The 21,093-nt window shown below is 67.5% G+C and carries 18 protein-coding genes and 1 tRNA gene; 14 read left to right on the top strand and 5 right to left on the bottom strand.

Going from position 1 to position 21,093, the window contains the following annotated elements; genetic code table 11:
* Positions 1–31 precede the first annotated feature (31 nt).
* The gene (locus FHW94_RS11310) at positions 32–901 is read left to right on the top strand and encodes an SDR family NAD(P)-dependent oxidoreductase (protein ID WP_168555912.1); all 870 of its coding nucleotides are present in this window, start codon (positions 32–34) and stop codon (positions 899–901) included.
* Here FHW94_RS11310 and FHW94_RS11305 read toward each other — a convergent pair.
* Complete coding sequence (locus tag FHW94_RS11305) at positions 811–1,734, bottom strand: DMT family transporter (protein ID WP_168555911.1); 924 nt, start codon at positions 1,732–1,734, stop codon at positions 811–813. The genes FHW94_RS11310 and FHW94_RS11305 overlap by 91 nt on opposite strands.
* On the bottom strand, positions 1,731–2,747 hold the full coding sequence (locus tag FHW94_RS11300; RefSeq protein ID WP_168555910.1) for a beta-eliminating lyase-related protein: 1,017 nt from the start codon (positions 2,745–2,747) through the stop codon (positions 1,731–1,733). The genes FHW94_RS11305 and FHW94_RS11300 overlap by 4 nt, the downstream gene beginning before the upstream one ends.
* Before the next feature lie 87 nt (positions 2,748–2,834).
* Here FHW94_RS11300 and FHW94_RS11295 point away from each other — a divergent pair, with 87 nt between their 5' ends.
* Entirely contained in the window at positions 2,835–3,131 is a 297-nt protein-coding gene (locus FHW94_RS11295; RefSeq protein WP_246866071.1) for a GNAT family N-acetyltransferase, read from the top strand.
* 109 nt (positions 3,132–3,240) lie between these two features.
* On the opposite strand, the gene FHW94_RS11290 is transcribed toward FHW94_RS11295, so the two are convergent.
* Positions 3,241–3,315 (bottom strand) — tRNA-Thr (locus FHW94_RS11290).
* Between the two features lie 149 nt (positions 3,316–3,464).
* Between FHW94_RS11290 and FHW94_RS11285 the strand changes: the two genes are divergently transcribed.
* From FHW94_RS11285 to FHW94_RS11235, 11 genes are all read left to right on the top strand, one after another.
* On the top strand, positions 3,465–3,659 hold the full coding sequence (locus FHW94_RS11285; protein ID WP_168555908.1) for a hypothetical protein: 195 nt from the start codon (positions 3,465–3,467) through the stop codon (positions 3,657–3,659).
* An 88-nt stretch (positions 3,660–3,747) separates the two neighbouring features.
* Positions 3,748–4,434 (top strand): 2,3-diphosphoglycerate-dependent phosphoglycerate mutase, encoded by a 687-nt coding sequence (gpmA, locus tag FHW94_RS11280; RefSeq protein WP_168555907.1) that lies wholly within the window; start codon positions 3,748–3,750, stop codon positions 4,432–4,434.
* A gap of 33 nt (positions 4,435–4,467) precedes the next feature.
* A complete protein-coding gene (purE, locus tag FHW94_RS11275) occupies positions 4,468–4,965 on the top strand; it encodes a 5-(carboxyamino)imidazole ribonucleotide mutase (protein WP_168555906.1) in 498 nt (165 codons plus the stop codon).
* Positions 4,962–6,032, top strand: a complete 1,071-nt coding sequence (locus tag FHW94_RS11270) for a 5-(carboxyamino)imidazole ribonucleotide synthase (RefSeq protein WP_168555905.1) — start codon at positions 4,962–4,964, stop codon at positions 6,030–6,032. Before purE ends, FHW94_RS11270 begins: the two co-directional genes overlap by 4 nt.
* A gap of 3 nt (positions 6,033–6,035) precedes the next feature.
* Positions 6,036–6,560 (top strand): dihydrofolate reductase, encoded by a 525-nt coding sequence (locus FHW94_RS11265; RefSeq protein ID WP_168555904.1) that lies wholly within the window; start codon positions 6,036–6,038, stop codon positions 6,558–6,560.
* Positions 6,557–7,486, top strand: coding sequence for a bifunctional riboflavin kinase/FAD synthetase (locus FHW94_RS11260; protein WP_179505976.1), 930 nt, complete (start codon positions 6,557–6,559; stop codon positions 7,484–7,486). The genes FHW94_RS11265 and FHW94_RS11260 overlap by 4 nt, the downstream gene beginning before the upstream one ends.
* 94 nt (positions 7,487–7,580) lie before the next feature.
* On the top strand, positions 7,581–8,618 hold the full coding sequence (locus tag FHW94_RS11255; protein ID WP_168555903.1) for a glycerophosphodiester phosphodiesterase family protein: 1,038 nt from the start codon (positions 7,581–7,583) through the stop codon (positions 8,616–8,618).
* Between the two features lie 264 nt (positions 8,619–8,882).
* Complete coding sequence (gene ileS, locus FHW94_RS11250; RefSeq protein ID WP_168555902.1) at positions 8,883–11,639, top strand: isoleucine--tRNA ligase; 2,757 nt, start codon at positions 8,883–8,885, stop codon at positions 11,637–11,639.
* 35 nt (positions 11,640–11,674) lie between these two features.
* A complete protein-coding gene (gene lspA / locus FHW94_RS11245; protein ID WP_168556104.1) occupies positions 11,675–12,154 on the top strand; it encodes a signal peptidase II in 480 nt (159 codons plus the stop codon).
* Positions 12,155–12,157: 3 nt separating this feature from the next.
* A complete protein-coding gene (locus FHW94_RS11240; RefSeq protein ID WP_168555901.1) occupies positions 12,158–12,571 on the top strand; it encodes a DUF3035 domain-containing protein in 414 nt (137 codons plus the stop codon).
* Positions 12,572–12,969: 398 nt separating this feature from the next.
* Positions 12,970–15,021 carry a TonB-dependent receptor gene (locus FHW94_RS11235; protein ID WP_168555900.1) on the top strand — a complete coding sequence of 684 codons (2,052 nt, stop codon included), beginning with the start codon at positions 12,970–12,972 and terminating at the stop codon, positions 15,019–15,021.
* Positions 15,022–15,073: 52 nt separating this feature from the next.
* On the opposite strand, the gene FHW94_RS11230 is transcribed toward FHW94_RS11235, so the two are convergent.
* Positions 15,074–15,922, bottom strand: a complete 849-nt coding sequence (locus tag FHW94_RS11230; protein WP_168555899.1) for a class III extradiol ring-cleavage dioxygenase — start codon at positions 15,920–15,922, stop codon at positions 15,074–15,076.
* A 392-nt stretch (positions 15,923–16,314) separates the two neighbouring features.
* Between FHW94_RS11230 and FHW94_RS11225 the strand changes: the two genes are divergently transcribed.
* Positions 16,315–19,680, top strand: a complete 3,366-nt coding sequence (locus tag FHW94_RS11225; protein ID WP_168555898.1) for a glycosyltransferase — start codon at positions 16,315–16,317, stop codon at positions 19,678–19,680.
* Positions 19,681–19,727: 47 nt separating this feature from the next.
* Here FHW94_RS11225 and FHW94_RS11220 read toward each other — a convergent pair whose 3' ends face one another.
* Positions 19,728–21,092, bottom strand: coding sequence for a HAMP domain-containing sensor histidine kinase (locus tag FHW94_RS11220; RefSeq protein WP_246866105.1), 1,365 nt, complete (start codon positions 21,090–21,092; stop codon positions 19,728–19,730).
* Between the last annotated feature and the right edge of the window lies 1 nt (position 21,093).

Genomic DNA, 21,093 nt, shown 5'->3' with positions numbered 1-21,093 from the left:
GGGTTGGGGTGCTGGAGGCCCTGCGCAACGCATGACCGACGAACAAAGCGAACCGGGCCACCTGTTCATCTTCGGCATGGGCTATGCCGCCCAAGTGCTGGCCCATGCCTTGCGCGCGCGGGGCTGGCAGGTGACGGGCACCGGCCGCGCCGGCACGATCGACTTTGCCGATGCCGCCGCCGTGCACGCCGCGCTGGCGCGGGCGAGCCATGTGCTGTCCTCCGTCCCGCCCGCACGCGAAGGCGGCGATCCAGTACTGCAGGCCTATGGCCCGGCGCTCAACGCCTGGCCGGGGCAGTGGATCGGCTATTGGTCTTCCACCGGGGTCTATGGCGATGCGCGCGGCGCCTGGGTGGACGAGACCGCGCCGATCGGCGGCGGGCGCCGTTCTGCCCGCGTGGCGGCAGACCTGGCGTGGCAGGCATTGGATGCGCGCGTGCGGGTGCTGCGCCTGCCCGGCATCTATGGCCCGGGGCGCAGCGTGATCGACAAGCTGCGCGATGGCACCGCGCACCGCATCATCGCGCGCGAGCAGGTGTTCAGCCGCATCCATGTGGACGACATCGCCGGTGCGACGCTGGCCGCCTTTGCCGGCCCGCCCGGCGTCTACAACCTGGCCGACGAGGAGCCCGCCAGCCAGAACGCCGTGGTGGAGGAAGCCGCACGCCTCACCGGCCTGCCCCTGCCGCCGCTGCTCACCGCCGACGAAGCCGAGCTTTCGCCGATGGCGCGCGGCTTCTATGCCGAAAGCCGCCGCGTTTGCGCCGGCAAGGCGCGGCGCCTGCTGGACTGGCGGCCGATCTATCCCACCTACCGCGAAGGATTGCGCGCCTTGAGCGCCATGACCAAGCCCACCATCGCCAGCGCCGAGCCGGCCACCGCCAGCAGCGACCAGCGATAATTCTCGAACACGGTGGACAGCGCCATCGCCACCACCGGCACGAGCACGCCGTTATAGGCCGCGCGACCCGCGCCCATGTCTTTCAACAGCTGGAAATAGAGCGGGAACGTTATCACCGATCCCACCACGCTGAGATAGAGCACGCCGGAAACATAAGGCCAGCCCCAGTCGATCACCGGCGGCCCAGCCAGCGTCAGCGCGACCAGCCCATCGATCAGCGCGCCGATCGTCATCGCCCAGGCCAGGATTGGCAGGATCGGCCGCGACCGCGCCGCGCCCGAGGCCTGCATGACATTGGCGACCGAGGCCGCCAGGATCGAAACCGTGACCAGCCCGATGCCCAGCCAAGGCGCTGTGGTGGCCGGCGCGACGCGCACTTCGTGAACGACGAGCAGGGCAATCCCGGCAAGCGCCACGGCCGATCCCGCCCAGAAGCCGCGCGCCACCCGTTGTCCCAGGAACAGGTGCGCCAACATCGCATTGGGCACCATCAGCAGGGCATAGAGCACGGCAACCAGGCCAGAGGTGATGTGCTGCTCGGCCGGGTAGAGAAACTGATAGTTGAGCGTGAAGTGAAACACGCCGATGCCCGCCGCCAGTTGCCAGCCCTGGCGATCCAGCATCAGCCGATCGCGGCGCAGCAGGGCCAGCACGAAGGTGCCCAGCGCCGCCACGGCAAAGCGATAGCAGACCGACCAGCTTGGCGGGACTGCGCCGGCCTGCCCCTTGATCACCAGCCAGGTGGAGCCCCAGATCAGCGCCACGGCCAGGAACGGGACGACCACGCGCGGCCGCCACAGCGTTTCATCCGCGCTGGCGCTTGCCCCGCTCACAGGTTGCGAATCGCGCGGGCCAGCGCGGCGACATGGGCCGGATCGGTGTTCCACGCCGTGACCAGCCGCGCCGCGCCCGGCGTGCCGGCCGGCGCGGGCCAATCATAGAAATCGAAACCGGCGCCGCGCAGCGCGGTCTTTTCCACGTCCGACAAGGTGACGAACAGCTCGTTCGCCTCCACCGCGTGGAGCAGGCGCCCGGTGCACGAGGCGGCCAGTTCCTGCGCCGCGGCATTGGCGGCGCGGGCATTGGCCAGCCACAAGTCATGCTCCAGCATGGCCAGGATCTGCGCGGCCAGATAGCGGCCCTTGGACTGCAGGTGGCCGGCGCGCTTGCGGCGGAAACGGATCGTGTCGGCCAGTTCCTCGTCGAACAGCACGATTGCCTCTGCCCCCAGCCCGCCGTTCTTGACGAAGCCAAAGCTCAGGGCGTCGACCCCGGCCTGCGCGGTGAGCGCGGCCGGATCGCAATCGAGGAACGCCACGGCATTGGCAAAGCGCGCGCCATCCATGTGCAGGCCAAGGCCGCGCGTGCGCGCCAGCGATCCGATCGCGGCCACCTCGTGCGGGCGATAGACGCGGCCATATTCGCTGGCCTGGGTGATCGAAATGGCATGGGGCTGCACCTGGTGCACGCCGGGGCGAATCGGATCGATCACGGCAGCGATGCTTTCGGGCGTGAGCAGCGCACCTTGGCCCTGGGCCAGGATCAGCTTGGCGCCGTGGGTGAAGAATCCCGGCGCGCCGCCTTCGTCCATCTCGATATGCGCGTCGCGGTGGCAGACAACGGCGCCGTGCGGCGGCACCATCGCGCTCAACGCCAGGCAATTGGCCGCCGTGCCCGTGGCCACCCACAGCCCCACGCAGGGCGTGCCGAACAGCGTGGAAAACGCCTCGTCCAGCGACCGGCTCAGCGCATCGGCATCATAGGCGAAATCCGGCGCATCGGCCGCTTGCAGCGCGGCCCAGACGCGGGGGTGGACGGATGCGGCGTTGTCGGAGAAGAAATGCATGAAACCGCCCTGCCCGCGAAGGCGTTGTGCGGTCAAGCCACCCCTTTGCCAGGGACCTGCGGCAAGGGGGGTATCGGGAGAACCAGCTTGAGCGAGACCGTTTCGATCACCCATGAGGACCAGGGCAGCCATGGCGTCTATCACGCCGTGGTGGAAGGCGAAGCCGCGCAAGGCGTGCTGACCTGGCGCGAAGCGGCACCCGGCGTGGTTGTGGCCGATCACACCCTGGTGCCCGGCGCCATCGGCGGGCGCGGCGTGGCCGCCCGGCTGGTCGACGCGCTGGTGGCCGATGCCCGCGAACGCGGCTGGAAGATCGTGCCGGCGTGCAGCTATGTGGCGGCGCAGTTCCGCCGCCATCCCGAATGGGCCGACCTGCAGGCGTAAGGAGGCGGCTACTCCACCACATCCTCGCCCCGGCCTGAGAGCCGGGGACCCGCCTGCATGAGAGCGCGGGGTGACCAAGCGCTTTTGGATCGGGAGATCAGGCGGGAAATGGTGCTGCTGGGGAGGATTGAACTCCCGACCTCAGCCTTACCAAGGATGCGCTCTACCACTGAGCTACAGCAGCACACCATTTCCGCAAAAGCCCGGCACACAAGCACCGGCTTTTCCTCCAGCGGCGGGTGGCCGCCGGTGGAGGCGCGCTATTGGCCGCAGGCTTTGCCAAAGTCAAGCGGGGTTGCGGACAAAAAATTCCCACGGCAAAGAACCCTTGCCATGACCCTGTCGAAAACCCCGCCGCGATCCAACAGCCGTGAAGAGCGCCTTGCCCAGCGCCTGCGGGAGAATTTGCGCCGCCGCAAGGCGCAGGCCCGCGCCCTGAATGAAGCAGGCCAGGACGCGAGCGCAGAAGCGGGCGTGGAGCCCGGTGCGGACCCGGCAGCAGCCCCGCTTGGCGAAACGCAAGTTTAGGTCCGAAAAGCGGGAGTCGCCTTTCCAAATCGGCCCTGGCCCGCTAGGGGCCGCGTTCTCTTGTCCCTTCTTGCAGCAGGAAGCCTCGATGCCCCGTTTGATCCTGATTCGTCACGGCCAGTCGCAATGGAACCTGGAAAACCGCTTCACCGGCTGGTGGGACGTGGACGTGACCGAAAAGGGCGCGACCGAGGCCTTTGCCGCCGGCCAGCTGCTCAAGGACAAGGGCGTGCTGCCCACCGTGGCGTTCACCTCGCTCCAGACCCGCGCGATCAAGACGCTGCACCTGGCGCTGGAAGCCGCCGGCCGCCTGTGGGTGCCGGAAACCAAGGATTGGCGCCTGAACGAGCGCCACTATGGTGGCCTCACCGGCCTGGACAAGGCCGAGACCGCCGCCAAGCATGGTGACGAGCAGGTCAAGGTGTGGCGCCGCAGCTTCGACATTCCGCCCCCCGTGCTGGAAGCGGGCAGCGCCTTCGATCTGGCCAGCGACCCGCGCTATGCCGGGATCGCCGTGCCCGCCACGGAAAGCCTCAAGGACACCATCGCCCGCGTGCTGCCGGCCTATGAAGAACTGATCGTGCCCGCGCTCAAGGCCGGGGAAACCGTGATCGTTTCGGCCCATGGCAATTCGCTGCGCGCGCTGGTCAAGCATCTTTCGGGCATTTCCGACGCCGATATCACCGGCCTGGAAATCCCCACCGGCCAACCGATCGTCTATGAACTGGACGACAACCTGGCCGAAGTGGAACGCTATTACCTGTCGGAGCGCTGAGGCGCACACCGACGCCCGAAGGGGGAGTTTGGGATGAGTGAGAGTGCGGTGCCCGGCGCGCAGGTTGCCATCATCATGGGCAGCCAGTCCGACTGGGAAACGATGAAGAATGCTGCCGCCGTGCTGGAAAAGCTGGGGGTGGCGCACGAATGCCGCATCGTTTCGGCCCACCGCACCCCCGATCGGCTGGTGGACTTTGCCAAGACCGCGCACGTCGCCGGCTTCAAGGTGGTGATCGCCGGGGCCGGGGGCGCGGCGCACCTGCCCGGCATGGTCGCCTCGATGACGCATCTGCCCGTCCTGGGCGTGCCGGTGGAATCCAAGGCGCTCAAGGGCATGGATAGCCTGCTCTCGATCGTGCAGATGCCCGGCGGCATTCCCGTGGGCACGCTGGCGATCGGCGTGCCGGGCGCCACCAACGCCGGCATTCTCGCCGCCTCGATCCTGGCGACGACCGACGACGCGCTGGCCGCACGGCTGATCGCCTTCCGCCAGGCGCAGACCGACGCCGTGGCCGAGCGTCCGCAATGAGAACCTTTGCGCCGGGCGCCACCATCGGGATTCTGGGCGGCGGACAGCTGGGCCGGATGATGGCCATGGCCGCGGCGCAACTGGGCTATACCGCCCATGTCTATGCGCCCGAGCCGCGCGGCGAATCCGTGGCCGCGCAAGTGAGCGCGGCCTATACCCAGGGCGCCTATGACGATGAAGCCGCACTGGCCGCCTTTGCGCGCCAAGTGGCGGTCGTCACTTATGAGTTCGAGAATGTGGCCGCGGCGCCCTTGGCCGCGATCCTTCCCCATGCCGCGCTGTTTCCGCCCGCCCGCGCGCTGGAAGTGGCGCAGGACCGGGTGAACGAAAAGTCGTTCGTCGAAGCGCTGGGCGGCCGCCCGGCGCCGTGGATGGCGGTGGACGGGCCCGAAGACCTCGCCCGCGCGGTGGCCACGATCGGCGCGCCCGGCATTCTCAAGACCCGGCGCGATGGCTATGACGGCAAGGGCCAGTGGCGCATCATGGCGCCGGCCGATGCGGCAGGCATCGATCTGCCCGCCGTCCCGCTGATCTACGAAGGCTTCGTCCACTTCTTCGGCGAATTTTCGGTGATCCTGGTGCGCGGCCAGGATGGCCAGGTGCAATTCTGGGACTCGGCGCAGAACGAGCACGAGAGCGGCATCCTGGCGCGCTCCACCGTGCCGGCTCCGGCGCAGATCGCCGGCCAGGTGCCCGCGGCGCGCGCGCTCGCCGAAAAGGTCGCGCAGGCGCTCGATTACGTGGGCGTGCTGACGCTGGAATTCTTTGCCACGCACGATGGCCCGGTGTTCAACGAAATGGCGCCGCGCGTGCACAATTCGGGGCACTGGAGCATCGAAGGCGCGCTGGCCAGCCAGTTCGAGAACCATGTCCGCGCGATCCTGGGCCTGCCGCTGGGCAGCACGGGGCTGGTTACGGCGGGCGCGGTGATGGACAACCTGATCGGCGATGCGGCGCTGGCCTGGCCCGAACTGCTGGCCGATCCGGCGAACCACCTGCATCTCTATGGCAAGGCCGAAACGCGCCCCGGGCGCAAGATGGGCCATGTCACCCGGCTGGTGCGTTAAGCCATGGCCGCGTCGCTGTTCCTGATCGTGGCCCGCGGGGCAGACGGGACCATTGGCGATAAGGGCCGCCTGCCCTGGCACATTCCCGCCGATCTCAAGCGGTTCAAGGCGCTGACGATGGGCAAGCCGATGATCATGGGGCGCAAGACCTTCGAATCGCTGCCCGGCCTGCTGCCCGGCCGCCGCCACATCGTGATCACCCGCGATGCCGCCTGGGCCGCGCCCGGCGCACAGGTGGTGCACAGCGTGGACGCCGCGCTCGCCGCCGTGGCCGATGAAGCGCAGGCGGCAGTGATCGGCGGGGCCGAAATCCTCGCGCTGCTGGCCCCCCACGCCAGCCGCTACGAATTGACCGATGTGGACGCCCGCGTGGGCGGAGACACGACGATGCCCTACCCTGGCCCGGATTGGCGCGAGGTGGCGCGCGAAAGCCACCCTGCCAGCGCGGACCATCCAGCCCCCATCCCGGCTTATGCCTTTGTCACGCTGGAACGGGTCCATCCCCTGGAAGAAAGCAGCAAGCCATGATCCGGCTTTATGCACGCGAGCGCGTGCCCGAAAACTGGCGCGGTGCCATCGTGGCGCTGGGCAATTTCGACGGGTTCCACCTGGGCCACCAGGCCGTGGTGGCCGAAGCCGTGCGCTGGGCGCGGGCCGAAGGGCGGCTGGTGATGATCGCCACGTTCGATCCGCACCCGGTCAGCCACTTCGATCCCAAGGCACCGCCTTTCCGCCTCACTTCGCTGGACCAGCGGCAGGAGCTGTTTGCTGCGGCCGGCGCCGATGCCATGCTGGTGTTCGAATTCGATGCCGCCCTGGCACAGACCAGCGCGCAGGATTTCGTGGGCCAGTTGCTGGCCGATCGCATCGGCGCGGCCGGGGTGGTGACGGGCGAGGATTTCACCTTTGGCAAGCAGCGCGGCGGCAACGTGGCCGTGCTGCGCGAACTGGGCCTGGCCCACGGCATGGCGGCGCGCGCGGTGGGCCCCGTGCTGCACGATGGCGCGGTGGTTTCGTCCAGCCGCGTGCGCGATGCGCTCAAGGCCGGCGATTGCGCCACGGCCACGGCCTTGCTCACCCGCCCCTTTGCCATTCGCGGCATTGTCCAGCATGGCGACAAGGTGGGCCGGACGATCAATTTTCCCACCGCGAACCTGTCGATGGGCAAGTACCTGCGCCCGGCCTATGGCATCTATGCCGTCAAGGGCCGGCTTTGCGACGAGCGCGAACTGCTGGGCGCGGCCAACGTGGGCATCCGCCCGACGTTCGATCCGCCCAAGGAACTGCTGGAGCCGCATTTCTTCGATTTCACCGGCGATCTCTATGGCCAGGAAATCGAAGTGAGCTTCCACCACTTCCTGCGGCCCGAAGCCAAGTTCGACAGCCTGGACGCGCTGGTGGCACAGATGGCGCGCGATTGCCTGGAAGCGCGGCGGTTGTTGGAAAGCGCCTGATTTTCCATCCAAAATGGCGCGGAAAAGCCGCGCCGCGGTTGACACGGGCGTGCGCCTGGGCACGATCGGCCGGTTGATCCGGAAAGGAAACGGCATGATCTGGTTGCGCGGCGCCCTGTTCACCGGGGCGCTGGCCTTTCTGGTGCTTACCTTCGTCAATGCCAGCTGGCTGGTAACGGCGCCGCCGGGACGGCCGCGCCTGATCGCCAATGGCGGCATTGCCCAGGACTACCAGCCCGGCGGCCGCGCCGCGCCCTGCCCGGCGCGCGCCATCCTGCCGCCACTGCACGCGATTCTGGAAGACACCGCCCGCGCCGTGTTTACCGCGCGGCGCATGGGCGCCGATTACGTGGCGATCGACGTGGTGCGCACCGCCGACAACCACCTGGCGCTCTATCCCGATGCCGACCTGGGCTGCCGGACCGAGGCGACCGGCCCGGTTTCGCAGATGACCATGGCGCAATTGGCCAGGCTCGACGCCGGCCATGGCTATAGCGCCGATGGCGGCAAGACTTTCCCGCTGCGCGGCAAGGGGCGCGGTTTGATCCCCTCGCTCGACGAGATCCTGGCGGCCAATCCGATGGGCCGCTTTATCTATCGCTTTCCCGGCAACGACCTGGCCGCCGTGCCGCTGCTGATCGAAACGCTGGCGCGCAATGGCCACGACGCCAAGGCGCTGGGCGAGGGCTTTGTCGGCAACGCGGCGCTGGTTTCCGCCGTGAACAAGGCCCTGCCCGGCGTCTGGACGATCGATCCCGCCAAGGGCCGCGCCTGCGCCAGCGACTATCGCTGGAAAGGCTGGACGTCGCTGGTGCCCGCCACGTGCCGGGGCGCGACGATGATCGCCGCGCTCGATAACGCGTTCACCCTGTGGGGCTGGCCCAACCGGGTGCAACAGCGCGTCGAGGGCGTGGGCGGCCATGTCCTCGCCGTGGCGAGCGACGGCACGGGCGACAGCCTGGGTACGGGGCTGCGTCATGCGCGCGAACTGCCGCAAGTGCCCGCCGCGTTCCACGGCACCGTGCTGATCGACAATTTCTGGACCGTCGCCCCGGCCCTGCGCCCCGACATGGACGCCCGCACCAATGCCGAAGCCGTGGCCGCGCAGGAGCGGGACGAGAACACGCCGTGAATCCATCCCTTCGTCACCCCCCAAACCCCGCCTCACACCCTTCGTCACCCCGGGCTTGACCCGGGGTCCCGCTTATTTCTGGCCGCCTTGCGCTGCGCATCGAAGAACAGCTGGACCCCGGATCAAGTCCGGGGTGACGTTGGATAAGGGGTGATGTTGGGTATGGGGTGACGTTGGACAGGATGAGACGTGGGGCAAGGCTCTCACCACTTCCTGCATCCGGCATTTGCAGGAATCCCCAGCCGGCGCTAAGGCCCGCCGATCATGACCGAAACGCGCGACTATCGATCCACCGTCTTCCTGCCGAAGACCGATTTCCCGATGAAAGCCGGACTCCCGCAAAAGGAGCCGGGCATTCTCGCGCGCTGGCAGGATGAAGACATTTACGGCCAGTTGCGCGCCGCGCGCCAGGGCCGGGAAAAGTTCATCCTCCACGATGGCCCGCCCTATGCCAATGGCGACATGCACATCGGCCATGCCCTGAACCATATCCTCAAGGACATGGTGGTGCGCACCCAGACCCTGCTGGGCAAGGACGCGCCCTATGTGCCCGGCTGGGACTGCCACGGCCTGCCCATCGAATGGAAGGTCGAGGAAGAGTACCGCAAGAAGAAGAAGAACAAGGACGAGGTTCCGCCCAAGGAATTCCGCGCCGAATGCCGCGCCTATGCCCAGAAGTGGGTGGACGTGCAGCGCGAGCAGTTGAAGCGCCTGGGCATCAACGCCGCCTGGGACCGGCCCTACCTGACCATGGATTTCCAGGCCGAAGCCACCATCGTGGGCGAACTGCTCAAGTTTGCCGAGAGCGGCCAGCTCTATCGCGGTGCCAAGCCGGTGATGTGGAGCCCCGTGGAAAAGACCGCGCTGGCCGAAGCCGAAGTGGAATACGAGGACATCGTTTCCACCCAGATCGACGTGGCCTTTGAAATCACGGAATCGCCGGTGGCGGAACTGGTCGGCGCCTATGCGGTGATCTGGACCACCACGCCGTGGACGATCCCGGTCAACCAGGCGCTCGCCTATGGGCCGGACGTTGATTACGTGCTGGTGCAGGCGGGTGACAAGCGCGTGCTGCTGGCAGCCCCGCTGGCCGAGGCAGCCGCCGCGCGCTTTGGCGTCACGCTGGATGCCCCGCTGTGGAGCGGCAAAGGCACCGACTTCGCCGGCACCCTGGCCCGCCACCCGATGCACGCGCTGGGCGGCTTCTTTGCCGAGCCGCGCCCGCTGCTCGCGGGCGATTTCGTCACCACCGAATCGGGCACCGGCCTCGTCCACATGGCGCCCGACCATGGCGAGGACGACTTCGACTTGTGCAAGGCGCACGGGATCGAGCCCAAGTTCGCCGTGACCGCCGATGGCAAGTATCGCGAAGACTGGGGCTGGCTGGCCGGCCAGGGCAGCGTGATCAATCCCAAGTTCAACGCCCCCGATGGCCCGATCTGCTCGGCGCTGGCCGAAGTGGGCGCACTGCTGGCCGCGAGCGCGGATTACAAGCACTCCTACCCGCACTCCTGGCGCTCCAAGGCCAAGGTCATCTTCCGCTGCACCCCGCAGTGGTTCGTACCGATGGATCAGCAGCGCGACGATGGAACGCTGCGTGAAAAGGCCGTCGCGGCCATCGCCGCCACGCGCTTCGTGCCGGAAAAGGGCCGCAACCGCATCGGCGCCATGGTGGAAGGACGGCCCGACTGGGTGCTCTCGCGCCAGCGCGCCTGGGGCGTGCCGATCACCCTGTTCGTCAATCGCCAGACCGGGCAGTACCTGGCCGATCCGGAAGTGAATGCCCGCATCATCGCCGGCGTGATGGCCGAAGGGGTGGACGCCTGGGACGACGAGCGCGCGCAAGACTACCTGGGCGAAAAGTACCAGGTGGACGATTACGAGCGGATCACCGACATTCTCGACGTGTGGTTCGATTCGGGTTCCACCCATGCCTTCGTGCTGGAATCGGGCCGCTGGCCCGAACTGCGCTGGCCCGCCGATCTCTATCTGGAAGGCAGCGACCAGCACCGCGGCTGGTTCCAGTCCTCGCTGCTCGAAGCCTGCGCCACGCGCGGCCGCGCGCCCTATGATGCCGTGCTCACCCACGGCTTCACCATGGACGCCAAGGGCCTGAAAATGTCCAAGTCGCTGGGCAACACCATCAGCCCGCTGGACCTGATGCGCGACTATGGCGCCGACATCCTGCGGCTGTGGGCGCTGTCGGTGGATTTCACCGAGGACCACCGCATCGGCAAGGAAATCCTGGCCGGGGTGGCCGACCAGTATCGCAAGCTGCGCAACACCTATCGCTACCTGCTCGGTGCGCTGGAAGGGTTCAGCGAAGACGAACGCGTGGCGCCTGATGCCATGCCCGAGCTGGAACGCTACATGCTGGCGCGCCTTGGCGGGCTGGACGCGACGCTGCGGCAGGCGGTGGCAGACTATGATTTCAATACGTATGTCCGCGCGCTGACGGAGTTCTGCAACGAAGACCTTTCGGCCTTCTTCTTCGATATCCGCAAGGACAGCCTCTATTGCGATGCGCCGGCCGATCCCAAGCGCCGCGCCTATCGCACCGTGCTCGACACGCTGTTCCATGCCCTGGTGCGCTATGGCGCGCCGGTCTTGGTCTTCACCGCCGAGGAAGTGTGGCAGAGCCGCTACGCCGGCGCGTCGGTCCACCTGCTGGAGTGGCCGGAACTGCCGGCGGTGCAGGCGGACCTGGCGCATTGGGAGCAATTGCGCGCCCTGCGCACCAGCGTGAACGAAGCGATCGAGCCGCTGCGCCGCGAAAAGGTGCTGGGCTCGGGCCTGGAAGCCAAGGTCACCGTGCCGGCCGATGCCCCGGAAGCCGAAGGCGGCCTGGCGGAACTGTTCATCACCGCGACAGTTTCGCGCGGGCAGGAGCTTTCCGTGACCCGAACCGATGACCACAAGTGCGGCCGTTGCTGGCGCCATTTACCCGAAGTGACGCAGGACGGCGCGCTGTGCGACCGCTGCGACAGCGTGGTGGCAACGCTCGACGGGCAAACCGCGTGAGCCTGTTCACGCGCAATCGCCTCGCCGGCTTTGCCATGGCGCTGGGCACGTTCGGGCTGGACCGGGGGGTGAAGGCGTGGATCGCCGGGCCGCTGGCCCTGCCCGAACAAGGCGCGATCTATATCACCAGCTTCTTCAACTTGCGCTGGACGCAGAACCTGGGCGTGTCGCTCGGCCTGTTCAGCGCCAATTCCAGCGAAGGCAAGCTGGCCCTGCTGGCCATGACCGGGCTGATCGCGCTGGGCGTGGTGATCTGGATGCTGCGCGAAAAGGCGCTCGGCGAACTCACCGGCCTTGCCCTCGTGCTCGGCGGGGCGATGGGTAACATCTATGACCGCTTCACCCGCGGCTATGTTATCGATTATGCCGACCTTCATTTCGGCGAATTTCGGCCTTTTTTGATTTTCAACCTTGCCGACGCGGCAATCACGCTGGGTGTGCTGATCCTGCTTGCCCGTTCGCTGTTTTCGCGCGAAAAGCCCGCTTCGGGCAGCCCCAGCCCCACGGAGATCTAAGTAATGCGCAAAGCCGCCGCCCTTGCCTTTCTCGTTTCGGCCGGGAGCCTTCTGGCTGCGTGCAGTTCCAGCAGCTCGCTGTTCAACCACGTGCGCCCGGACGAATTCGCCGTCAGCCGCCAGGCGCCGCTGGTCGTGCCGCCCGATTTCGCGCTGACCCCGCCCAACCCCGGCGCCCCGCGCCCGCAGGATGTCGATTCGTCGAAGCAGGCGCTCGATGCCCTGTTCGGCGGCCCGGCGCCGCGCAGCGCGGTGGAAACCGACACGCTGGGCAAGGCCGGCGCTTCGGCAGCCGGCATTCGCAGCACCGTGGGCGATCCGCAGACCACCACCGTGGCCAAGGGCGCGCAGGTGAAGGATATCCTCTCCGCGCCGCAGGGCGATGGCCAGGAAGCGCGCGCCTCGATTCCGGGCTGATCGCGTCAGCGCCTGCATGTGAAAAAGGCCTGCAGAGATTGCGGGCCTTTTTCTTTGCTCTTCTCGCAACGTCACCCCGAACTTGATCCGGGGTGACGATGGCAGGAAGGGTGGGTGCCCTGCCCGTTCGGCGATCTTCACCAAGCCCCAAAGCCCAAGCACTTTTTCGCCCTGCTTCATCCTGCGTTCAGGTGAAACATGGCCAGAAAGCGCCCGCGTCCCGGCGCTTGCCGGGCCTCATCATGAAATGTTATATCGTTCCCGAACAAGGGAACGAGCGCGGCGGAGAGGCCAACGAATACGACGCCCGCAGCCGTTGCGGGCGCTGCGACAATGCGTGTCCTTGGGCCATCCCCCCGAAAGCCCATGGCGCGAACAAGGTTATGGAGGAGATTTCGATGCGTTCCATCCTGATGCTGGGATCAGCGGTCCTGGCTCTGGCGCCCGCCGCTGCCTGGGCCAATGCGCCGGCCCCCGCCGATAGCGGCGCCAACGCCGCAGCCGATGCCAGCGAGGCAGGTTCGGACGGCACCGGGTCGGGCAGCAGCAGCCCGATCATCGTCACCGCCACGCCGTTTGGCCACCTGATCGATGACACGCCCACCGTTTCCGCGCGCGTCGATGCCGACCAGATTTCCCGCGCCGGCGGCTCCAGCATTGCCGATTCGCTGCGCGACGTGCCGGGCGTTTCGGCAACCGGCTTTGCCTCTGGCGCCAGCCGCCCGATCATTCGCGGCATGGACAGCAACCGCGTCCGCCTGCTCGAAGACGGCACCTCCAGTTCCGATGTGTCGGACATCGGCCCGGACCACGGCATCCCCATCGATCCGCTCTCGGCCCGCTCGATCGAAGTGGTGCGCGGCGCGGCCACGCTGCGCTATGGCAGCCAGGCGATCGGCGGCGTGGTCAACACGATCAACAACCGCGTGCCGATGAGCTTGCCGACCGAAGCGCTCTCGGCCGAAGCCAGCACCAGCTACACCACGGTGAACAAGGGCGTGGAAACCGCCGCGCTGGTCGATACCAAGACCGGGCAGTTGGCGCTGCACGCCGACGGGTTCTGGCGCACCACCGACAACTACGACACCCCGCTGGGCACCCAGCAGAACTCCTGGTTCAACGGCTGGGGTGGATCGGTGGGTGGGTCCTATTTCCTGCCCGGCGACAAGAGCCACGTGGGCCTGGCGGTGACGCACTATGACGCGCGCTACGGCATTCCCAGCGACACCACCTATATCGACATGCGCCAGACCAAGGTGATGAGCCGCAACAGCTTTGCGCTGGATTCGGGCCTGCTCAAGACCTTCACGCTCGACGGCAGCTATGGCGATTACCAGCATCAGGAAAAGAATCCCGATGGCTCGGTCAACACCACGTTCAAGAACAAGGAATGGAACGGGCGCGGCGAACTGCTGCTCAACGCCGTGGGGCCGGTGCGCAACACCGCGCTGGGCGTGGAATACCAGCACCGCGATTTCTCGGCCATCGGCGAAGACAGCAGCTACCTGAACCCGGCGACCAGCCAGAACATTGCCGGCTACCTGTTCACCGAAATCCAGTTGGCCGATCCGCTGCATGTCGAAGCCAGCGGCCGCGTGGAGCACGTGCGCATCACCGGCACCCCGGCGGACGACGCGTTCACGGTGCGCAAGTACACGCCCGTCAGCGGCGCCATCGGCCTGCTCTACACCCCAGTGCAGGCGGTCAAGCTGGGCCTCAACTTCTCCAGCACCGGTCGCGCCCCGGCGCTGACCGAACTGTTTGCCCGCGGCGCCCACGATGGCCCGCAGACCTTCGAAACCGGCGATCCCAACCTCAAGGTTGAGCGCGCCAATTCGCTCGAAGGCAGCCTGCGCGTGCGCCAGGGCGGCTTCAGCTTCACCGGCTCGGCCTATTACACCTGGTACAAGAACTATATCTATGGCGACCTGACGGGGCGCACCTGCGACGATGATGGCGTGTGCACTGCCAGCACCGATGGCGAACTGCGCGAGCTGTTCTATCGCCAGCAAGGCGCCAAGTTCCGCGGCCTGGAAGCGGAAATGAGCCAGGAACTGGTCAAGACCGACCAAGGCACGTTCACCGCCAAGGTGCTGGGCGACTATACCCGCGCCACGCTCGACAGCGGCAGCAACGTGCCGCGCATCCCGCCCTATCGCGTGGGCGGCGGCTTTGCCTGGGCGGGCAAGACGATCGATGCCGGGATCATGTTCAGCCACTATGGCCGGCAGGACAAGGCAGGCGATTTCGACACGCCCACCGATGGCTACAACAACCTCAACGTCAACGTGGCGTTCCGCCCGTTCAAGAGCCATCCGGGCATCGAACTGGCCATCGTTGGCCAGAACCTGACCGACGATACCCAGCGCCTGGCCACCGCGCTCAACAAGGACCTGGTGGTGATGCCGGGCCGCTCGGTGCGCTTCGTGCTCAAGGCCGCAACGTTCTGATGTGCCGGGGCCCGGTCGGCATGGGTTTTCCCAAGCCGACCGGGCCCACCCATTACGCTTTCAACAATTGCCCGACCTTGTCGAACGGGCTGGGCGCGGTGCCCGCGCCAAAGCGATAGCTCGATGCGGTGAGCGCCCCGCGCAAGTCGTTTTCCGAATAGACGCAGACGCCAGGATCGGCCCCGGCCGCGCCGACCGCCACCATCAATGGAATCAGGTGATCTTCGCGCGGGTGGCAGATTCGCGCGGCGGGGGCCTTGTCCCATTGCAGCAGGGCGGCCGCGCGTGCCTCTGGCGCCAGGTCCAGCAGCGTGTGGCGCAGCCAGGCATCGAACGCAGCCGAAGGGGCCGCAGCGGCAGCGCTGAACTGGCGCAAGTTGTGATAACTGAACCCCGAACCCACGATCAGCACGCCCTCGTCGCGCAGGGGCGCCAGGGCACGGCCCAGCGCCAGGTGCGCGGCCACGTCGTAATCGGCACGCAGCGACAGGCTGAGCACGGGGATGTCGGCCTCCGGCCAGATCGGCTGGAGCATCGAGAACGTGCCATGATCGAACCCGCGCGCGGGATCGCGGCCCACCGGAATGCCCGCCGCCGCCGCCAGGACGATCACCTCCTCGGCCAGGTCCGGCGCGCCCGGCGCGGGATAGCGGATGTGATAGGTGTGTTCGGGAAAGCCGAAATAGTCATAGACCATGCCCGGCTGCGCCGCGGTGGACACGGTAAAGCCGGGTTCCTCCCAATGCCCCGAAACCACCAATACCGCACGCGGGCGGGCGGGCAACTGCGCGGGAAGCGCCTTGAGCGAGGCTTCCAGCCAGGCAAAGCCATCGCGGAACGGGCCATCGAGCCAAGGCCAGGGCCCGCCACCGTGCGAGAGGAAGAAAACCGGCTGCTGCATAGGAAACCATCCTTTCCCGTCCTATTTAAGGATTGTCGGGGCTTGTGACAGCAGGCAAAAGCCTGTGCATCTTGTTGGGGCAATTCGAACACCGGGTTCACACGCACCATACGGGCGCACGGGGGAAACGGCACCATGGCCAAACCGTAATGATTTGATCACGCCCCCGGCAGACCGGAAAGGCTAGACCGCTTTTCGACGGTGAGCAGCTCTGGATCCGCGACGTGACGGTCCCCTGTTCCGGTTCCGCTCTGGGCTGCTCACCGTCACCCCTGCCGCTTCGCGCAGGCGCCGCTTTCCCGATCTGACGGTTTCCCGGTCGCTGACAACGCGCAGAAGGCTTTTGCCCTTCCCGGCGGCTCCACAACCTTTGCAGTTCGGAAAAACCGGCCGTGCCACGCCCCATCTTCTTCGATCCCACCGGCCAGCGCCGCCGCTGGACTCGTCGCCTTGCCTTTGCCGTGCTGGCCGTGCTGGTGGCGATGTGCGTGATCTTTGCCACCACGGTGGCCACCGTCACCCCGCGTGAGCCGCTGGCATTTGCCCAGGAACGCCTGGCGCCGCTGCCGCTGAAAACCCAGGTCAGCCGCCTGTCGCACCGCCTGGCCGCGCTGTTCGGCCACCGCGCGGTGGTGCCGGCGCGGGTTCAGGCCGCCCCCATCACGATCGGTTTCTACCAGGCGCAAAGCGATGAAAGCGCCGGGGCGCTGCAGCGCCACGTCGGCCAGATCGACTGGGTGGCCCCCACGCTCATGGGGCTCGATCATGCCGGCCACCTGACGGTGACCGACGATGCGCCGATGCGCCGGATCATCGCCGGATCGCTGCGCCGCCCGCTGGTGGTGCCGGTGTTGCAGAACGTGAGCGATGCGGCCGGCTGGGACGGCGCGGGCACGGCTGCCGTGCTGAACAACCCGGCGCGCCGCCTGGCGCTGGCCAATGCGGTGGACGCCGCGCTCGACAAGTCGGGCGATGCCGGGGTGATGATCGATTTCGAAAGCCTGCCCCAGGGCGCGTTGCCCGGCCTGCACCAGTTTGCCGCCGACCTGCACGCGCGCCTGGCGCCCAAGCATCGCCTGGTCTCGATCACCATGCCGGTCGATGATGAAAACTGGCACCCGCGCGCCTTTGCCGACGTGGCCGACAAGATCGTGCTGATGGCTTATGACGAACATTGGCAAGGCGGCCAATCCGGCCCGATCGCCTCCAATCCGTGGTTCATCGGCCGTGTTTCCGCCGCGCTCAAGGGCGTTCCCGCCGGCAAGGCGGTGGTCGCGCTCGGCAGCTATGGCTATGACTGGCATGAAGGCCATGCCGATGCGCTGACCGTGGAAGAAGCCTGGCTGGCCGCGCACGACAGCGGCACCACGCCGGGCTGGGACAAGGCCAGCGGCAATGTCGGCTTTGCCTATGACGACGATGCCGATACCGCCGATGGCACGCCTGCCGTGCGCCACGACGTGTGGCTGCTCGATGCCGCCACCAGCTGGAACCAGATGCTGATGCTGCGCCAGCTGGGCGTGGGTTCGGTGGCGCTGTGGCGGCTGGGTTCGGAAGACCCCGGCTTCTGGCCCGTGCTGCAGGCCTGGCACGGCGGGGCCAAGACCCTGCCCGACATTTCGCGCATTACCCAAAGCAGCAACGTGGACGTGGAAGGCAACGGCGAAATCCTGCGCATCGATGCCACTCCCACGCCCGGCACCCGCTCGCTCGATACCGACCATCGCCTCGGCCTCGTCACGGACGAACGCTATGTCACGCTGCCCACGCCCTATGTCGTGCGCCGCACCGGGGATCGGCCCAAGCTGGTCGCGCTGACCTTCGACGATGGCCCCGATCCGACCTGGACGCCGCAGATCCTCTCGATCCTGGAGAAATACCACGTGCCCGGCACGTTCTTCGTGATCGGCGAAAACGGGGTGGCCAACCGTGGCCTGCTGCAACGCATGGTGGCCGACGGCGACGAGATCGGCAACCACAGCTATACCCACCCCAACATGGCCAACAGCACCCCGGCCGGGATCAAGCTGGAACTCAATGCCACGCAGCGCCTGATCGAGGCCTATACCGGCCGCTCCACCCGCCTGTTCCGCGCGCCCTATTTCGGAGACGCCGAGCCGACCACGGCCGACGAACTCGATCCCGCGCTGATCGCCCAGAAGCAGGGTTATACGATCGTCGGCCTCCACGCCGACCCGGGCGACTGGATGCGCCGCCCGGCCGACCAGGTGGTGCAGCTCACCGTCAGCGCGGTGGATGGCGGCAATGCCGATCGTTCCGCCAATGTGATCCTGCTGCACGATGGCGGCGGCAACCGTTCGCAGACCGTGGCCGCGCTGCCCCGGATCATCGAACAGTTGCAGGCCCAGGGCTATCGCTTCGTGCCGGTGTCCACGCTGGCAGGCATGAAGCGCGATGACGTGATGCCCGTGGTCAAGGGCTGGGACCTGGTCGCCGTGCAGCTCGATATCGGCATCTTTGCCGTGCTCGCCGCCGCGCTCGCCACGCTGAACTGGACGTTCTTCTTCGCCATCGCGCTCGGCACCCTGCGCGCCTTGGGGCTGACCGGCCTGGCGCTGTTCCCGCAGCGCCGCGTCGACCTGCCCTGGCTGAACCGAGCGCCCGACGTGCCGCCCTACCAGCCGCGCGTGACGGTGATCATTCCCGCCTACAACGAAGAGCGGGTGATCGAGGCTTCGGTCCACCGCATCCTGGCCAGCACCTATCCGGCGCTCAGCGTGATCGTGGCCGACGACGGATCGAAGGACGCAACCAGCCAAATCGTGACCGACGCGTTCGGCGGCGATCCGCGCGTGACGCTGATGACCCTGGTCAACGGCGGCAAGGCCAGCGCGCTCAACCGGGCGCTCGCCGCCGCCGATGGCGAGATCATCGTGGCGCTCGATGCCGATACCCAGTTCGAACCCGAAACCATCGGCAAGCTGGTGCGCTGGTTCGAAAAGCCCGAAATCGGCGCCGTGGCGGGCAACGCCAAGGTGGGCAACCGCGTCAACCTCGTCACCCGCTGGCAGGCGGTGGAATATGTGACGGCGCAGAACATCGAACGCCGCGCCCTCACCCGCTTCGACGCGATCATGGTCGTGCCCGGCGCGGTGGGAGCCTGGCGGCGGGAGGCGCTCAACGATGTCGGCGGCTATCCCGAAGACACCCTGGCCGAAGACCAGGACCTGACCATCGCGATCCAGCGCCATGGCTGGAAAGTGGCCTATGACGAAGACGCCGTGGCCTGGACCGAAGCGCCCGAAACCCTGCGCGCGCTGGGCAAGCAACGCTTCCGTTGGGCATTCGGCACGCTGCAATGCCTGTGGAAGCACCGCGCCGTGGTGGCGCAGCAGCGCCCCTCGGGCCTGGCCTTCATCGGCATTCCCCAGGCCTGGCTGTTCCAGATCGCCTTTGCCATCGCCTCGCCGCTGATCGACCTGGCGCTGGGCATCTCGATCGTGGGCACGATCGTGCGGGTGATCCAGCATGGCTGGGCCCAGACCCAGACCGACGTGCTGCGCATGGGCGTCTATTGGCTGGGCTTCACGCTGATCGACCTGGCCTGCGGGCTGGTCGCCTTCCGGCTCGACGTGCGCGAAAAGCGGCTGCCCGCGTTCCTCCTGCTCAGCCAGCGCTTCGTCTATCGCCAGCTGATGTACGGCGTGGTGATCCGCGCGGTCAGCGCCGCGCTCGCGGGCCTGGGCATCGGCTGGGGCAAGCTAGAACGCACCGGGCGGGTGAATACAGGGTCCTGAACCGAGGCCCCTCCACCAGCCAGCGGCGGGGGTGGAGGGGCTGGTCCCTAAGCCGGCACGTGCAGCGTCACCGCCAGCCCGCCACCGGGCGCTTCATCCAGTTCCAGGCGCCCCCGGTGCAGCCGCGCCACGGCGTTGACCATCGACAGGCCCAGGCCCCCACCCGGACGGGTGCGCGCGTTGTCGAGCCGCACGAAGCGCTCGACCACGCGGGGGCGGTCTTCGGGGGCGATGCCGGGGCCATTGTCGGCTACCGCCAGGGTGGCTTCGCCATCGGCCGCACGGGTCCGCACAGTGATCGCGTTTCCGCCGTATTTCAGCGCGTTGTCGATGGCGTTGGCCAGCGCGCGCGAGATCAGCTCGCGATCGGCCATGACCCAGGCCGGCGCCAGATCGAGCGCCAAGGTCACGCCCGATTGTTCGGCCAGGGGCTCATAAAGTTCGACCATGTCGGCCGCCACGGCCGCCAGATCGAGCGCCACGCGGCGGTCTTGCACCGCGCCACCTTCGAGGCGGCTGATTTCCAGCGCGGTTTCCAACATGGCGCGCAGGCCATCGGCATCGGCGCGCGCGGCCTGGAGCGCTTCGATCGCGCCCGGCTCGTCCACGCGGGCAAGCGCGGTGTCGATCGCCGCGGAAAGCCGCGTGACCGGCGAGCGCAGATCGTGCGCCAATGCGCCCGAAACCGCCCCCAGTTCGGCCACCAGCGTGGCAATGCGCTCGGCCATCTGGTTCATCTGCAGGCGCAAATGGTCGAACCCGTCGCCGCTTTCCCCTTCTGCCAGGCGCATGCCGAAATTGCCGGCCGCCAGTTCCTCGGCCGCCTTGGCGATTTCGTGGGTGCGGCGGCTGATCGCCAGGCCCAGCACCACCGCGCTGACCAGCGCCAGCGCCACGGCCACGGCAATGGTCAACCCGATCGCGGCGGCAAAGGCCAGGTTGAAGCGCCGCTCGCTCGCCCCCATCAACCCCACGGTCAGCCGCGCGCCATCGGGTAAAGTGCTGGCCAGCACCAGCGCTTCCTGGTCGTTGGCGCTATCCCCGCGGCGCACCAGCACCGGTTGCGGGCGCGGGCCGGGCGCGATCGACGGCACGAAATCGATATTGCTCGTCACCGTCGCGCGCGCGCCGCCCGTCAGCGTCACGAAGACGCCGGGATCGGCCACGCTGCCGCGCTGGTCGCGAATGAAATCGTCCAGCGAATCGCGCCCGCCGCTGTAGAACGCGGCCAGCAGATCGTCGCGCACGTCGATCACCTGGTCTTCGCGATCGGCGCGCACCACGTCGAGCATCTGGGTGCGCAGGAAAAAGATCGCCGCCGCGCTCGACAGCAATTGCAGCACGAACACCGCCGCCACCAGGCGCAGCATGGTGGGCGAAAGCGGGCGCTGGCGCATGGCCCGGGCGAGCATG

It is taken from the genome of Novosphingobium sp. SG720, from assembly GCF_012275365.1.
GTDB classification, from domain to species: domain Bacteria; phylum Pseudomonadota; class Alphaproteobacteria; order Sphingomonadales; family Sphingomonadaceae; genus Novosphingobium; species Novosphingobium rhizosphaerae.
The sequence above is the reverse complement of the archived record's forward strand: the minus strand, read 5'-3'. Positions and strand labels throughout refer to the sequence as shown.